The organism is Actibacterium sp. (assembly GCF_055134745.1).
In genome coordinates this window covers 89,892-106,087 of record NZ_JBSRVX010000055.1, presented here as the reverse complement: position 1 = coordinate 106,087, position 16,196 = coordinate 89,892, and the positions used below count along the sequence as shown (strand labels likewise).

13 protein-coding genes are annotated in these 16,196 nt (G+C 63.0%); 5 read left to right on the top strand and 8 right to left on the bottom strand.

Features of this window, described 5'->3' with window-relative positions; translation table 11 throughout:
* Window positions 1-187: 187 nt before the first annotated feature.
* From tkt to gap, 3 genes are all read left to right on the top strand, one after another.
* On the top strand, window positions 188-2,203 hold the full coding sequence (gene tkt, locus ACTCHC_RS11995) for a transketolase (RefSeq protein ID WP_463022730.1): 2,016 nt from the start codon (window positions 188-190) through the stop codon (window positions 2,201-2,203).
* Window positions 2,204-2,260: 57 nt separating this feature from the next.
* Window positions 2,261-2,404, top strand: a complete 144-nt coding sequence (locus ACTCHC_RS11990) for a glyceraldehyde-3-phosphate dehydrogenase (protein WP_463022729.1) — start codon at window positions 2,261-2,263, stop codon at window positions 2,402-2,404.
* A gap of 80 nt (window positions 2,405-2,484) precedes the next feature.
* The gene (gene gap, locus ACTCHC_RS11985) at window positions 2,485-3,486 is read left to right on the top strand and encodes a type I glyceraldehyde-3-phosphate dehydrogenase (RefSeq protein ID WP_463022728.1); all 1,002 of its coding nucleotides are present in this window, start codon (window positions 2,485-2,487) and stop codon (window positions 3,484-3,486) included.
* Window positions 3,487-3,559: 73 nt separating this feature from the next.
* Here gap and coaD read toward each other — a convergent pair whose 3' ends face one another.
* Window positions 3,560-4,045, bottom strand: coding sequence for a pantetheine-phosphate adenylyltransferase (gene coaD / locus ACTCHC_RS11980; RefSeq protein WP_463022727.1), 486 nt, complete (start codon window positions 4,043-4,045; stop codon window positions 3,560-3,562).
* A gap of 66 nt (window positions 4,046-4,111) precedes the next feature.
* Window positions 4,112-4,552 (bottom strand): CBS domain-containing protein, encoded by a 441-nt coding sequence (locus ACTCHC_RS11975; RefSeq protein ID WP_463022726.1) that lies wholly within the window; start codon window positions 4,550-4,552, stop codon window positions 4,112-4,114.
* A gap of 210 nt (window positions 4,553-4,762) precedes the next feature.
* On the opposite strand from ACTCHC_RS11975, the gene ACTCHC_RS11970 reads away from it, so the two are divergent.
* Window positions 4,763-4,969, top strand: coding sequence for a YgaP family membrane protein (locus ACTCHC_RS11970; RefSeq protein WP_463022725.1), 207 nt, complete (start codon window positions 4,763-4,765; stop codon window positions 4,967-4,969).
* Here the strand turns inward: ACTCHC_RS11970 and uvrA are convergent.
* Complete coding sequence (uvrA, locus tag ACTCHC_RS11965; RefSeq protein ID WP_463022724.1) at window positions 4,924-7,896, bottom strand: excinuclease ABC subunit UvrA; 2,973 nt, start codon at window positions 7,894-7,896, stop codon at window positions 4,924-4,926. The two genes, ACTCHC_RS11970 and uvrA, sit on opposite strands and share 46 nt — an antisense overlap.
* 189 nt (window positions 7,897-8,085) lie before the next feature.
* Between uvrA and ACTCHC_RS11960 the strand changes: the two genes are divergently transcribed.
* On the top strand, window positions 8,086-8,454 hold the full coding sequence (locus tag ACTCHC_RS11960; RefSeq protein WP_463022723.1) for a rhodanese-like domain-containing protein: 369 nt from the start codon (window positions 8,086-8,088) through the stop codon (window positions 8,452-8,454).
* A 15-nt stretch (window positions 8,455-8,469) separates the two neighbouring features.
* On the opposite strand, the gene lpdA is transcribed toward ACTCHC_RS11960, so the two are convergent.
* From lpdA to ACTCHC_RS11935, 5 genes are all read right to left on the bottom strand, one after another.
* Complete coding sequence (lpdA, locus tag ACTCHC_RS11955; protein ID WP_463022722.1) at window positions 8,470-9,864, bottom strand: dihydrolipoyl dehydrogenase; 1,395 nt, start codon at window positions 9,862-9,864, stop codon at window positions 8,470-8,472.
* 97 nt (window positions 9,865-9,961) lie between these two features.
* Window positions 9,962-10,534, bottom strand: coding sequence for a DUF924 family protein (locus ACTCHC_RS11950; RefSeq protein ID WP_463022721.1), 573 nt, complete (start codon window positions 10,532-10,534; stop codon window positions 9,962-9,964).
* 60 nt (window positions 10,535-10,594) lie between these two features.
* Window positions 10,595-11,857 (bottom strand): MFS transporter, encoded by a 1,263-nt coding sequence (locus tag ACTCHC_RS11945; protein ID WP_463022720.1) that lies wholly within the window; start codon window positions 11,855-11,857, stop codon window positions 10,595-10,597.
* Window positions 11,854-12,924, bottom strand: coding sequence for a tRNA preQ1(34) S-adenosylmethionine ribosyltransferase-isomerase QueA (queA, locus tag ACTCHC_RS11940; RefSeq protein ID WP_463022719.1), 1,071 nt, complete (start codon window positions 12,922-12,924; stop codon window positions 11,854-11,856). Before queA ends, ACTCHC_RS11945 begins: the two co-directional genes overlap by 4 nt.
* On the bottom strand, window positions 12,921-16,196 hold the full coding sequence (locus tag ACTCHC_RS11935; RefSeq protein ID WP_463022718.1) for a YhdP family protein: 3,276 nt from the start codon (window positions 16,194-16,196) through the stop codon (window positions 12,921-12,923). The genes queA and ACTCHC_RS11935 overlap by 4 nt, the downstream gene beginning before the upstream one ends.

Here is a 16,196-nt window from a genome sequence, read left to right as displayed (position 1 = left end):
GCCGTTTTGCCGCCCCTGATCCAGACGAACGAATCGGGGCAGTGATTCCGTTTTGCGATCTTACCCAATGCGTTTGGGAAATGCGCCCCCTTTCCCGCCAATGCCTTACCGCATCTGCTTGATCTTGCGCGCAACGCTGCTATCACCCCTGCAAAACCCCGTGTGCTCTCAGGAAGGACCCCGTCCCGTGGATATCAATGCCCTCGCCCGAACAAATCCCGATCACTGGTCCAAGGCCACGGCGATCCGCACTCTTGCAATGGATGCGATTCAGGCTGCCAATTCCGGCCATTCGGGAATGCCGATGGGCATGGCCGATGTGGCCACGGTGCTGTTCGAAAAGCATCTGAAATTCGACGCCAAGAACCCCGACTGGCCGGACCGGGACCGGTTCATCCTGTCGGCGGGTCATGGGTCGATGCTGATCTATGCGCTGCTGTATCTGACGGGCGATGCACAGGTCACGCTGGATCAGATCAAGAATTTCCGCCAATTGGGCGCCATAACGGCCGGCCATCCGGAAAACTTCCTGATCAAGGCGGTCGAGACCACGACCGGCCCGCTGGGTCAGGGCATTGCAAATGCCGTCGGTTTCGCCATGGCCGAGGAAATCCAGCGCGCCCGCTATGGCAAGAAGATCGTCGATCACCATACCTGGGTCATTGCCGGTGACGGCTGCCTGATGGAAGGCGTCAGCCAAGAGGCGATCAGCCTGGCCGGGCGGCAGGAACTGTCGAAACTGATCGTGCTGTGGGACAATAACGGCATCACCATCGACGGGCGCGTCGATATCGCCGACCGCACCGATCAGTTGAAACGGTTCGAGGCCTCGGGCTGGACCGTCTATGAATGCGACGGCCACGATCCGCAGGATATCGACCGGGTGATCACGGCGGCGAAAAAGTCGAAGCATCCGGTGATGATCGCCTGCAAGACCCATATCGGGCTGGGATCGTCGGCACAGGACACGGCCAAGGCGCATGGCGCGCTGACGGATGCCAAGTTGATCGCCGAGACCAAGGCGGCCTATGGCTGGCACCACCCGGCCTTTGACATCCCCGCCGATATCAAATCGGCATGGGAGGCGATCGGCGCGCGCGGCGCGACCGAACGCGCGGCATGGGAACAACGTCTGGCCGCCCTGCCCCAAGGCAAGCGGGCCGAGTTCCTGCGCGCCCTGTCGGGCGAGGCCCCCAGACAACTGGCCGCCCGCATCCGTGCGCTGAAAAAACAGATCAGCGACGAAGGCCCCAAGGTGGCCACCCGCAAATCCAGCGAGATGGTGCTGGAGGTGATCAACCCGATCATGGCGGAAACCGTCGGCGGATCGGCCGACCTGACCGGATCGAACAACACGCTGACCCGCGATCTGGGCACCTTCGGCCCCGAAAACCGCGCCGGGCGCTATGTCTATTACGGCATCCGCGAACATGGCATGGCCGCCGCCATGAACGGCATGGCGCTGCATGGCGGCGTGCGGCCCTATGGCGGCACCTTCATGTGTTTCACCGATTACGCCCGCCCCTCGATGCGCCTGTCGGCGCTGATGGGGGTTCCGGTGACCTATGTGATGACCCATGACAGTATCGGTCTGGGCGAGGACGGCCCGACCCATCAGCCGGTCGAACATGTCGCCATGCTGCGCGCCACGCCCAACATGATGGTGTTCCGCCCCGCCGACACGATCGAAACCGCCGAAGCCTGGGAAATTGCGCTGACATCGCAGAAAACACCGTCGGTGCTGGCACTCAGCCGTCAGAACCTGCCGACCGTGCGCCGCAATCACACCGCCAAGAACCTGACCGCACAGGGCGGTTATGTTCTGGCCGATGCAGAGGGCAAGCGGCAGGCGATCCTGCTGGCCACCGGGTCAGAGGTCGAGATCGCCCTGGCCGCCCGCGATCTGCTGCAGGCGCAGGGCATCGGCACCCGTGTGGTTTCAATGCCCTGTTTCGAACTGTTCGCCGCCCAGGACGACGCTTATCGCAAGCGCGTCCTGCCCGCTGGCCCCGTGCGTGTCGCCATCGAGGCCGGCGTGCGGCAGGGCTGGGATCAGTGGCTGCTGGGAGAGCGCGGCCGCGAGGCCAAGGCGGGTTTTGTCGGCATGACGGGCTTTGGCGCATCCGCCCCTGCCGAAAAGCTGTATGCCCGTTTTGGCATCACCGCGCAGGCTGTGGCCGACAAGGTGACGGCGCTGCTGTAAGCGATGCTGGCCCTCGCGCCATCCCGGCGCGGGCGGCCCCCTATGGGAATCCACGCGATGCTTCGCAGACCGTCCTTTATTCTGTTCGTCGTGATCATTGCCCTGCTGGCCGCCGATTTCGGGCTGAACGGGGGCCGATATACGCTGTTTCTGGCAAAAAAGCTGTTTGATCTGACAGACTATATCGCCTTCTGGCGCTAACATCGCGCAGGGCTGTTGACGCGGGCCGCGGAAAGCGGAATGTGGCGCCAGAATTCGTGACATTACCGAAAGGCAATCCCATGACTGTAAAAGTGGCAATCAACGGCTTTGGCCGGATCGGACGCAACATCCTGCGTGGCATCGTGGAATCGGGGCGCACCGACATTCAGGTCGTGGCGATCAACGATCTGGGCCCGGTCGAGACCAATGCCCATCTGCTGCGCTATGACAGTGTGCATGGCCGTTTCCCCGGCACCGTCACCGTCAAGGGCGACACGATCGACCTGGGCACCGGCCCGATCAAGGTCACGGCCCTGCGCGACCCCAAGGAACTGCCCTGGGGCGATGTCGATATCGCGATGGAATGCACCGGCATCTTCACCGCCCGCGAAAAGGCGGCGCTGCATCTGGAAAACGGATCGAAGCGGGTTCTGGTCTCGGCCCCCGCGACCGGTGCGGACAAGACCATCGTTTACGGTGTGAACCACGGCACGCTGACCGCCGCCGATCTGGTTGTGTCGAATGCGTCCTGCACCACCAACTGCCTGTCGCCGGTGGCCAAGGTGCTGAACGATAGCATCGGCATCGCCAAGGGCTTCATGACCACGATCCACAGCTATACCGGCGACCAGCCGACGCTGGACACCATGCACAGCGATTTATATCGCGCCCGTGCTGCATCACTGTCGATGATCCCGACCTCGACCGGGGCCGCCAAGGCGGTGGGGCTGGTTCTGCCCGAGTTGAACGGCAAGCTTGATGGCGTGTCGATCCGGGTGCCCACCCCGAACGTATCCGTCGTCGATCTGGTCTTCGAGGCCAGCCGCCCGACATCGGTGGAGGAGGTCAACGCCGCCATCCGTGCCGCCGCCGATGGCCCGTTGAAGGGCATTCTGGGCTATACGGACGAGCCGAACGTTTCGATCGACTTCAACCACGATCCGCATTCGTCGATCTTTCACATGGATCAGACCAAGGTCATGGAGGGCACCATGGTGCGCATCCTGTCGTGGTATGACAATGAATGGGGCTTTTCCAACCGCATGGCCGATACCGCCGTTGCAATGGGCAAGCTGATCTGATCACGACGCCAATATGGTAAAACCAAAAAGCCGCCCTTTGGGGCGGCTTTTCCAACATATGGCAGTGCGGCATTCAGGCATATTTCTTCAACAGCCGTGTATGCACCGTTTCGGGAACGAACTTGCTGACATCGCCGCCCAGACGCGCAATTTCCTTGACCAGTTTCGACGCAATGGCCTGCCGGCGGGCATCGGCCATCAGGAATACCGTTTCGACGCTGGAATCGATGGCGCGGTTCATTCCGACCATCTGGAATTCATATTCGAAATCGGCCACCGCCCGCAGGCCGCGCACGATCACCGTGGCGCCCACGTCACGCGCGCAATGAATAAGCAGGTTCTCGAAAGGATGCACGACGATCTCTGTCGTGCAGTTCAGCAGCCTCGTCTCTTCCTCGATCATCGCAACGCGCTCTTCCAGACTGAACAGCGGGCCCTTGTCGCGGTTGATGGCCACGCCGATCACAAGGCGGTCAACCAGAGTGGCGGCGCGCTTGATGATATCAAGATGTCCAAGCGTGACCGGATCGAACGTTCCCGGATAAAGACCGATGCGCATGTCTGTCCCCTTTCTGGTCAGTGCACGCAACAATATTGCGCACTGCAATGCAAGAGGGACCGACGCCTAGCGCCCCATAATCATGCCTTCCAGCGCATCTTTTTCCATCGAAAGTTCGGACAGGCGCGCCTTTACCACGTCGCCAATCGAGATGATCCCGATCATGACCTCGCCATCCATCACCGGCATATGACGAAAACGGCCATCGGTCATCTGCTGCAACACCATGTCGGCGCTGTCGTTGATCCCGCAGCCGATGATCTTGCGGGTCATCAGGTCATCGACCACATCCAGCATGCAACTGACGCCGCGCCGCCCCAGTTCGCGCACGATGTCGCGCTCTGACAGGATACCGGCCACCTGACGCCCATCGGGCGACACAACCACCGAACCGATGCGGCGTTCGGATAACAACCGAGCGGCATCCGACACCGAGGAGCCGGGCGCAATCGTGATCACAGGTTCGCTGCTTTGCGGCTTTGATTTCAGAATTTGATGCACTTGCATTGTATCCTCCTCCGATTGCCCCGTCTTCAGCCTCGCGCCAAGCATGTGATCTTGTCAAGCGCGCGTATGACCGGAACGGTTGCGACAGGGCCATGACCCAGCCCGCCATGACGTGATCACCAATCGGTGAGCACTTGACGCAAATCATGTATCGAATCGGGCGAATCGGAATACATTCATGCGGTGCAATGTGATCGAAGGGATCAGCCCATGTTCAAGAATAACGTCGGAACCATCGACAGGGTGCTGCGGATCGTCGTCGGCCTGGCCCTGATTGCAGGGTTTTTTCTGGATACCGGTGCCAGCCTGCGCTGGCTGTATCTGGTGGGGATCATCCCGCTGGTGACCGGCTTGTTTGCCACCTGCCCGCTTTATTCCATCTTTGGTCTGTCGACCTGCCCGATGAAGAAAAGCTGACAGGGCGCAAGCCGGCGACAGCCATACCCCGGTCGGGTCCGCAATGCGCGGGCGCGACCAAGTATCCGTGCCTTCATTCCGCCGCCTGGCCCCGTGCCACGGCCAGCATGTCGCAGATAGCGGCCGGTATGGCTGCGCTCTTCCCCCGCCACATCTTCGGGGGTGCCGGTGGCGACGATCTCGCCGCCGCCATCCCCGCCTTCGGGGCCGATGTCGATGATCCAGTCGGCGGTTTTGATCACGTCCAGGTTGTGCTCGATCACCACGACCGAATTGCCCTGATCGACCAGTTCGTGCAGCACTTCGAGCAGCTTTTTCACATCCTCGAAATGCAACCCCGTGGTGGGTTCATCCAGAATATAGAGCGTGCGACCGGTGGCGCGTTTCGACAGTTCCTTGGACAGTTTCACCCGCTGCGCCTCGCCGCCCGACAGGGTGGTGGCCTGCTGGCCGACCTTGATATAGCCCAAGCCCACCTGCATCAGCGCATCCATCTTTTCGCGGATCGACGGCACCGCCTTGAAAAATTCCTGCGCGTCCTCGACCGTCATATCCAGCACATCGGCGATGCTTTTGCCCTTGAACCGTACTTCCAGCGTTTCGCGGTTATAGCGCGCACCCTTGCAGGTTTCGCAGGTAACATAGACATCGGCCAGAAAATGCATCTCGATCTTGATGACGCCATCGCCCTGGCAGGCCTCGCACCGCCCGCCCTTGACGTTGAAACTGAACCGGCCGGGCTTGTATCCGCGCGCCTTGGCCTCGGGCAGGCCAGCGAACCAGTCGCGAATGGGCGTGAAGGCACCGGTATAGGTCGCGGGGTTTGATCGCGGCGTGCGTCCGATGGGGCGCTGGTCGATGTCGATCACCTTGTCCAGATGTTCCAGCCCCTTGATGGTTTCGCAAGGTGCGGGCGTCTGGCGCGCGCCGTTCAGGCGCATGGATGCGGTCTTGAACAGGGTCTCGATCGTCAGCGTGGACTTGCCGCCCCCCGACACGCCGGTGACGCAGACAAACCGGCCCAGCGGAAATTCGGCCGTCACATCGCGCAGGTTGTTGCCGGTGGCGCGCACCACCGTCACCGATTTTCCATTGCCCTTGCGGCGGGTCGCCCGCACCGGAATGCGGCGCACCCCCGACAGGTATTGCCCGGTGATCGAGGCCGCATCGGCGATGATTTCCGCTGGCGTGCCATGGGCGACGACATGGCCACCATGCACCCCCGCGCCGGGGCCAAGGTCAAAGACATAATCCGCCTCGCGGATCGCTTCTTCGTCATGTTCGACCACGATCACCGAATTGCCCTGATCGCGAAGGTTCTTCAGCGTGTCCAGCAGCCGCCCGTTATCGCGCTGATGCAGCCCGATGCTGGGTTCGTCCAGCACATAAAGAACCCCGGTCAGCCCCGATCCGATCTGGCTGGCCAGCCGAATGCGCTGGCTTTCGCCACCGCTTAAGGTGCCGGATGAACGGGCCAGCGTAAGGTATTCAAGACCAACGTTATTCAGAAATCCCAGCCTTTCGCGGATTTCCTTCAGAATCGCCCGCGCGATCTCGTTTTTCTGCACGCTTAGATGGTCGGGCACGCCCAGGCACCAGTCATAAGCCTCGCGGATCGACATTTGAACGACCTCGCCCGCATGCAGCCCGCCGATCTTGACCGCCAGTGCCTCGGGCCGCAGCCGGTAACCGCCGCAGGCCCCGCAAGGGCGGTTGTTCTGATAGCGTTCGAACTCTTCGCGCACCCAGGCGCTATCGGTTTCGCGATAGCGGCGTTCCATGTTCGGGATAACCCCTTCGAAGGGACGGCTGACCTGATAGACCCGGCCGCCTTCGTCATAGCGGAACTGGATCTCGGTCTCGCCCGACCCGAACAGGAATACCTGCTGCACCTCGGGTGACAGGTCTTTCCACGGCGTGTTCTTGTCGAACTGGTAATGGCGCGCGATCGCCTCGATCGTTTGCAGGAAATAGGGCGACTTGCCCTTGCGCCAGGGGGCCAGCGCGCCGTCATAAAGTTTCAGCGCCGCATCCGGCACCACAAGCCGTTCGTCAAAGAACAGCTCTACCCCCAGCCCGTCGCAGACCGGGCAGGCCCCGAAGGGGGCGTTGAACGAAAACAGCCGCGGCTCGATCTCGGGGATGGTAAAGCCCGAAACCGGACAGGCGAATTTTTCGGAAAAGGTGATGCGCTGGGGCTCGTCCTCGGCGGTTTCCAGAATGGCGATGCCGTCGGCCAGATCCAGCGCGGTGCGCAAACTGTCGGCCAGCCGGGTTTCCAGCCCTTCACGCACCACGATACGGTCCACCACCACGTCGATATCATGGCGGAATTTCTTGTCCAGCGTGGGGGCCTCGTCCAGCTCGTGAAAGGTGCCGTTGACCTTGACCCGCTGAAAGCCCTGCTTGCGCAGTTCCGCGAATTCCTTTTTGTATTCCCCCTTGCGGTCGCGCACGATGGGGGCCAGCAAAAAGGCGCGGGTGCCCTCGGGCATCGCCATGACGCGGTCGACCATATCCTGCACCTGTTGCGCCTCGATCGGCAGGCCGGTGGCGGGGCTGAACGGGGTGCCCGCGCGGGCGAACAGCAGCCGCATATAGTCATAGATTTCCGTGACCGTGCCGACGGTCGAACGCGGGTTTTTCGACGTGGTTTTCTGTTCGATGGAAATCGCGGGGGACAACCCGCTGATGTGATCGACATCGGGCTTTTCCATCATGTCCAGGAACTGGCGCGCATAGGCTGACAGGCTTTCGACATAGCGCCGCTGGCCTTCGGCATAGATGGTATCAAAGGCCAGCGATGATTTGCCCGACCCCGACAGGCCGGTGATGACCACAAGCTGATCGCGCGGAATATCCACGTCGATGTTTTTCAGATTGTGCTCGCGCGCGCCGCGCACCGATATCGTCTTCAGCTCGGCCATGCCTGCCCCCGGTTGGATGGTTAAGAAATAGTTGACATGCGCCGAGTCTCCAACCGAAAAATGCGAACATTTGGCGAACATGTGGATTCTGCGCGGATTTCGCGCGCCGCCCCTTCACATTCTTATTTTGGAATGTATATTCCACCCCAATCGCGGCACCACCCCCCGCTGTCACAGACTGGAAAACCGATGTTCTTCAAACCCCGCAATCCTGGCCCCCGAGTCGCCCCGATCGACGCCGCCGAAGCGATCAAACAGGTCGCCGCAGGCACGCTGACCCTGATCGATATCCGCGATCCGTCAGAGATACGGGCATCCGGCCATGCGGTCGGCGCGCTGCTGATCCCGCTGACCGTATTCCGCATGAAGGCCGATCCCGCCAGCCCTGAACACAACCCAGCCCTGTCGGTGGACAAGCCAGTGGCACTTTATTGCGCGTCGGGTGCGCGGTCGGGCATGGCCGGGCAGATGATGCTGCAGATGGGCTATAAGCAGGTGCATAACCTGGGCGGGCTGCATCACTGGCAGATGGCCGGCGGGGCCGTGACCCACAGCTAGGGCGCGGGCCGCGCCCTAGAAATGCAGCGCGCGGCCATAGGCATCCAGCACCGATTCATGCATCATCTCCGACAGGGTCGGATGCGGAAAGACGGTGTTCATCAGCTCAACCTCGGTGGTTTCCAGCGTGCGACCGATGACATAGCCCTGGATCAGTTCGGTCACCTCGGCCCCCACCATATGGGCGCCCAACAGTTCGCCGGTTTTCGCATCAAAAATGGTCTTGATCATCCCCTCGGCCTCGCCCAGCGCGATGGCCTTGCCATTGCCGATGAAGGGGAACTTGCCGACCTTGATGTCATGTCCGGCCTCGCGGGCCTTGGCCTCGGTCAGCCCGACGCTGGCGATCTGCGGCTGGCAATAGGTGCAACCGGCGATGGCGTCGGGGCGCACCGGATGCGGGTGCTGACCGGCGATCAGCTCGGCCACCATCACACCTTCATGGGATGCCTTATGCGCCAGCCAGGGGGCGCCCGCGATATCACCGATGGCGAACAGCCCCTCGACCCCGGTGCGGCAATATTCATCGACGACCACATGGGTACGGTCGATCTTGACGCCCAGGCCTTCAAGCCCCAGACCTTCCACATTTCCAACAATTCCGACCGCTGATATCACGGTATCGAAGTCGATCTTTTCAATTTTCCCATCTTTTTCGATATGGGCCGTCACCTTGCCCTTACCGCGGTCCAACTGCTTGACCCCGGCCTTTTCCAGGATCGTCATGCCCTGCTTGACGAATTGCTTTTTGGCAAAGGCACCGATTTCGGCGTCTTCGACCGGCAGGATGCGGTCCATCACCTCGACCACCGTCGTTTCGGCGCCCAGCGTGTTATAGAAACTGGCGAACTCTATCCCGATCGCGCCCGACCCGATCACCAGCAGCTTTTTCGGCATCCGCACCGGTTGCAGCGCGTGGCGATAGGTCCAGACCAGATCGCCATCCGCCTCCAGCCCCGGCAATTCGCGGGCGCGCGCGCCGGTGGCCAGCACGATGTTCCTGGCGCTCAGGTCTTCGACCCCTTTGGCGGTCTTGACGCTGACCTTGCCCTTGGCGGGCAGGGTCGCTTCACCCATCACCACGGTGATCTTGTTCTTTTTCATCAGATGGCCGATGCCGCCCGACAATTGCGCCGCCACGCCGCGCGACCGTTTGACGACCGCGCCCAGATCAAAGCTGATCGCGTCGGCCTTCAGCCCGAATTCCTTGGCCCGGTGCATCAAGTGAAACACCTCGGAGGACCGCAGCAGCGCCTTGGTCGGGATACAGCCCCAGTTCAGACAGATACCGCCCAGGTTTTCGCGTTCGACAATGGCCACGCTCAGGCCCAGTTGTGCGGCCCTGATCGCGGCGACATAGCCCCCCGGCCCGGCACCGATGACCACCACATCAAAATCACGCTGTGCCATACGCCCCCCTTTGAAAACTAGTTTGATGCTAAACTATATCCTTTTCGGCGCAATATACACAACTGCAAGGCCGCTTTTCGCTGGGCGAATAGCGCCGTTACGCAGGCAGGGCGTTCAGAACCGCGCCATATCCCGCGTCATGCAGAAAGTCGGCCTCGGCCGGGGTATTCGTCCGGCCCAGTGCCTTGTTACGATAGGGAAAGCGGCCAAAGCGGCGGATAATCTCGCGGTGGGCGCGGGCATGCGGCAGGTTTCCGCCCCCCGCGTCGGGCATATGCATCATAAACAGGCGCACGCTGCGCTCCTGGTCGGGCAGGCTTTCGGAATGCATCAGCGGCAGATAGAAGAACTGGCGCTGCGGCGGCGGCACCAGCAGATCGACCCCGCTGCCGATGGCCCATTTCGCCGCCGACACTGCCAGCGTGTCGGTGGAAAAGGCCCGCGCATCATCCCGGAACATGTTGCGCGGAAACTGGTCGGTCACGACAAGATAGGCCAGCGCGCCCTCGGGCGACGACAGCCAGTGCTGCAGGCCGCCCGCGCGCGCCACCTGCCACAAGGGCAGGAACCTGTCGCGTATCTGCGCATCCAGCGCCGCGCCGCCCTCATACCAGCCCTTGGGGCCGACCTGGTTCAGCCAGAAATCGTTTACCGCCTGCGGATCTGTCATCGCAGCCTCCTCCATCCCATGGGGCGAGCGTCTCAGAACCGGGGCGACATGGCAAGCCCGTCATGGTTGCGGATCGTCATCGCGCCCGTCCAGATGGTCGACGAAATATTCCTGCGCGGCCTCGACCGCCACGATGGTGGCCGAGGGCAGAACCGGCGCATAGGTGCCGGTTTCGCTGACAGCAGGCGCCGGACGCCGCGTCATGCGCCAGACCGCATAGGCCGCCAGGATGAACAGGACCCCGGCCAGAAACAGAAAGAACCCGGCCGAACCGAAAGCCCCCATCGCCCAACCGGTGATCAGCGGCCCGCTGACCGCGCCGATTCCATTCAGAAACAGCATGCCACCCGATGCGGCGGCCATGTCCTCGGGCTGCATGTAATCATTGGTATGGGCAATCAGCAGCGCATAAAGCGGGTTCACGGTGCCGCCGATGATGAACATCGCCCCCAGCAGCACGGCGAACTGTGCCTCGAAGATCAGGCCCAGCACGGCCCCCGCCCCGCCAATCACCGCCAGCCACAGGACCAGCACGCGCCGGTCGATCCGGTCTGACAGCCGCCCGATGGGAAATTGCAGCAACACCCCGCCGATATAGATGGCCGATACGAATGCCGAAATCTGCGGCACGCTCAGCCCTGTCAGGGTGCCATAAACCGCCGACATGCCGAAGAAGGTGGCGAATGCCCCGCCCAGCAGGAATGTCCCCACGCAGCCCAGTGGCGATATGGCGAACAGCCGGCGCAGACTCATCGGCTTGGTGGCCGCAAAGGCCGGCGTGGGCGATACCGACAACAGCACCGGCGCAAAGGATACCGACACCAGAACCGAGGCGATGACGAACAGCGCGAAACCCGCCGGATTGCCGATCGCCAACAGCCCCTGCCCCGCCACGATTCCCACCATCTGCACGATCATATAGATCGCCAGCGTCTGGCCGCGCGTTTCATTGGTGGCCGAATCGTTCAGCCAGCTTTCGGCGGTGACATAGACGCCCGAAAAGCTGAACCCGATGATGATGCGCAGCACCGTCCAGGCCCAGGGATCGGTGACGGTCGGATACAGCACCAGAACCGCCGAAATGAACGACCCCAGCGCCGCGAAGACCCGCACATGGCCGACCCGGCGGATCAATTCTGGCGTCAGCCGCGATCCGCCCAGAAACCCCAGAAAATAGCCTGACATCACGAAAGACATCTGCAGCGTCGAAAAACCTTCGATGCCACCGCGCACCCCCAGCAGGGTGCCCTGCAAGCCGTTGCCGACCATCAGCAGCAGCAGCCCCAGAAACAGCGGCCAGCTTGTGCCGACGACCCCGATCATGGCCCGGCCGCCGCGCGGTCGGGGATCAGCAGCGACGCATCCCCATAGGAAAAGAACCGGTATCCCCGCGCCACGGCATGGGCATAAATGGCGCGGATGCGGTCTGCCCCCATCAGGGCCGAAACCAGCATGATCAGGGTCGACCTGGGCAGGTGGAAATTCGTCATCAGCGCGTCTGTCACCCGAAAGCCATAGCCGGGGCGGATAAAAATATCGGTATCGCCCTGCCAGGCATGTACCACCCCCTGCGCATCGGCCGCCGTTTCGATCAGGCGCAGCGCCGTGGTGCCCACCGGGATGATCCGCCCGCCCGCCGCGCGGGTTGCGTTGATCTCGTCGGCGGCGGTCTGGCTGACCTGCCCCCATTCGGAATGCATCCGGTGCTGGCTGACATCGTCGGACTTGACGGGCAGAAAGGTTCCGGCGCCGACATGCAGGGTGACTTCGGTGAATTGTACGCCTGTTTCGCGCAGTGCCCGCAGCAGCGCGTCATCGAAATGAAGCGAGGCCGTCGGCGCGGCCACCGCGCCCTTGTGGCGGGCAAAAACGGGCTGATAATCGGTATTGTCCTGTTCATCGGCCGGGCGTTTGGCGGCGATATAGGGCGGCAGGGGCATCGCGCCTGCCTGCGCCAGCGCGGTGTCGAAATCAGCCCCGGTCACGTTGAAGGCCAGCACCACATCTTCGTCACCCCGGCTTTGGACACGGGCCGACAGCGCATCGGAAAAGACCACATCTTCGCCCTGCCGCAGCTTGCGAAGCGGCTTGGCCAGCGCCCGCCACGCGCCGCCGGGCTGGGGTTCCATCAGCGTGATCTCGACCCTGGCGCTGACCGGCCCTTCGGGGGTGGCGCGCAGGCGCCGGCCTGTCAGGCGCGCGGGGATGACACGGGTATTGTTGATCACCAGCCGATCACCCGCCTGCAAAAGCCCCGGCAGGTCATGCACATGCAGATCGCGGATCGTATCGCCCCGCGCCACCAGCAGGCGCGCCGCGCTGCGGGGGCGGGCGGGCCGGGTGGCGATCAGCCCCTCGGGCAGGTCGAAATCGAAATCGGACAGTTTCATTCTTCAAGCTCTGGCGGCGGACGGCGGAACAGTTCGCGGAACATGCCGGGCGTCAGCACCGACAGCGGATTCACCCCGACCTTGGGGTTCTTGGCAGGTCCATACAGGTGATAGTTGAAGCCGAAAACCCCTTCACCACGCCGCGTCAGCACACTGCCGATGCCATTGAGCAGATAAACCGGCGAAAAAACGCCCCTCATATCGACCTGTCCGGTGCGGAAATCCATGATCCCGGCCATCGAAATCCCCAGCGACGGCCCCACCGCGCTGCCCTGCGACAATTCCACACCACGCGGCGACAGGTGGAACCTGCCCTTGACATCATTGAAGATCAGCCCTTCGCCATCCAGCATTTCCAGCAGGCCGACAACCGACACCGCGCTCAGCAGTTCGGCCAGTGCCGGGGCGTCCTTGACGCGAACACGGTCGATGGTGATCGCGCCGTCATATTCGCCCTTATCGGCGGTGGGGGTCAGAACCAGATCCATCGCACCGCCATTCGATTTGGAAAACACCCCCGCCCCGCGCATCACCCCGCCCGCATCCGCCGATTGAACCCGGATAGAGGTGCCGTTGGGATGCGGCACAAGGGTGATTTGCGCCGGGGCGCCGCCGCGCACCATGGCGGTCAGGCTGCCATTCAGCCCGCCCCGCGTGGACAAACGACCCCTGGTCTGTGTCAGCACGATGCTGTCGGATACCAGGATCTGCTCCAGCCCGATGTCGATGGTGGTTCCGCCGCCGCCCGCGCCGGGCGTGGCAAAAGGGCTGCGGCGCAGGTCCATTCGCCCGCCAGGCAAGGCGATGGCGGGGCTGGCGCCAGCCCTCCCCTGCCCGGTCAGAACCACGGGCGCATCCAGCCACCCGCCCAGACGCACCCGTGTGAACCGCGCCTGACGCAACGCCCCGGCGTCGCTCAGCGATATCGTGCCGCCCTGCGCGTTCAGCCCGCCCGCGTTCAGATCAAGCCGGGTGATGCTTGCCGGGTTGCCCAGCTGCCCTTCGACCAGCAGGCTGCCCCGCTCGTTGCGGGCCTTGGACCATCCCAGTGCCGGCAAGCCAAGGCCCAGACGGTTCAGATCCGATGTCAGCCGGAAGCGCACCGGGGCTTGTGGGGTCAGGTCCAGTTGTATCTCGCCGCTGCCGACCCCCTGAATGCTGCCGGCCGGCAGGCCGATGCCAAACATGTCGGCAAAGCGCTGCGACAGTTCGACCACCGCCTCGACCCTGCTTGTGCCGTCGCTGTCGGGGCCGATCTTCTGGCTCCAGACACCCTGCACCGGCAGATCATCCAGCCGTGCGGCGCCGCTGATCGAGATCTGACCAGGGTCAGCATAAAGGCGCAGCTTGTCCGCGCCCAGCACCCGCCCCGGCACCACGCGGTCAGAACGCACCGTCTCCAGCGTGCCCGTCACGGAATAGGCAACATCGGCGGGCTGCAAATCCTGCTTGAGCTGCAAGCCCAGCCGGGCCACCAGCGCCGCGCGGCCCTCGGCGATATCGACGTCATGCCCGGCCTTGCCCAGCAGGCTGAGCGGCGGCTGGTTGAGAACCGACAACAGCGCCGGTATCGGGCTGTCCACATGCAGCTCTATCTCGGCATGGGGGGCGTGTTCGCTGATATCGGGCACCTTGAAAACCGTGCCGGCCACATCCACCGCCCCGCCACCGGGCGCGTCGATCCGGCCGGCATCCAGCACCAGCGTGAAATCCTTTTCAGTCATGGTGACATAGCCATGCGCCTGCTCGACCGGCGGCAAGGCGGGCAGAAATTTCAGCGAAGTGTCGCGAAATTCATGCGTCAGCAACAACCTTCCTGGCTGGCCGGTCGCCAGCCGCAGCGCCGCCTGCACATCGAACAACGTGCCGCCGCGCAAATGATCCGCCACCCAACGGCGCGTATTGGGCACAACATCCACCGGCCACATCGCCACCAGCCGGTTGTCGGTCAGCTGGTCCACCGACATGTCCAGGCTGACCTGCCAGCCATCCTGCCCCGCCCGCACCAGCCCGGAACTGCGATAGGCGGCCCCGTCCTGATCCAGCATCACCGCCTGGCCAAGCTGCGCGGTAAACGGGTCCAGTGTCAGCTTCAGATCGATCGCGCCACCTGTCAGCGCGACCGGGTCGGCGAATACCCCGTCGGGCGACAGCAGCATTTCATCGACCCGGATCTGGGTGATCAGGCTGGTCGGCCAGCCATTGACCGTATCGCGCAGATAAGCATGCCCCTGCGCGCGCAGCCGCAGCGCCGATGTATCGACAGACAATTGGCTGAAGGTGATCTTTTGCGCCGCAGGATCATAGGCAAAGCGGCTTTTGCCGCTTTCGAACCGGATCGGCGCGGCCTGTTCCAGCGGGCGCAGCGCCCCTGCCCCGATATCCAGCGTGGCCGTCATCGGCGCGAACTGGCCGTCGGCCTGCACCCCGGCCCGGATCGCGCCGGAAACCGGCGCGTCGATCACCGTCAGAAAAGCCAGCGCCGGCGACTGTGCGGCGATATCGGCCGAAGGCACCGCGCTGAAACTGGCATTCACATGCGCCTCTGGCGACCCTTTGAGGGTTTCCAACCCGATCGCCACCTCGGAGGGAACGCCCTGATCATTGGTCAGTGAAAAGAACACCTGGGCCTTTATGGCATCGGCGCTCTGGTCCAGCGTCATCAGCCCGTCGCTGACACGCCAGCCACGCCCGGCGCGCGAATCCTCATAGCTCAGCGTCAGCGATTCAACCGTGACGGATTCGACCGATGCAAAGGGCGGCTGCAGAAAACTGCGGTCGATCTGATCCAGAACCTGGGCCAGGCTGTCTGCGCTGACCGGGGCGACCGCCCCGCCAAGCGCCAGATCGAAACTGCCATCGACAGCGCGATGCAGCGCCAGTTCGGTATCCTTCAGCGCGACGCGACGCACCGCGATTTGGCCCCGCAACAGCGGCCGGGCCGCCAGAACCGCCTGCACGATCGGCAGGCGCGCGACCTGCCGCCCTTCGGCATCGGTCACATTGACATATCGCAGGAAAACCTGTGGCACGCCGCTGCGGCTGAAAATAACGTCGATCGCGCCGATTTCGACACCGACCGCGGCCATGGCGGCATCGGCACGCGCCTCGACCCGCTGCGTCAGCCATTCGGGCAGCCGGATCACCCGGCCGGTCATCGAAAGATAGCCCACCATCAGCACGATCGACAGAATCATGACGCCCGACAACAGCCACAGGCCGATCCGAAGGTGCAGCCGCCGGCGCGGCAAAGGCGATTGGCTGTGATTCAT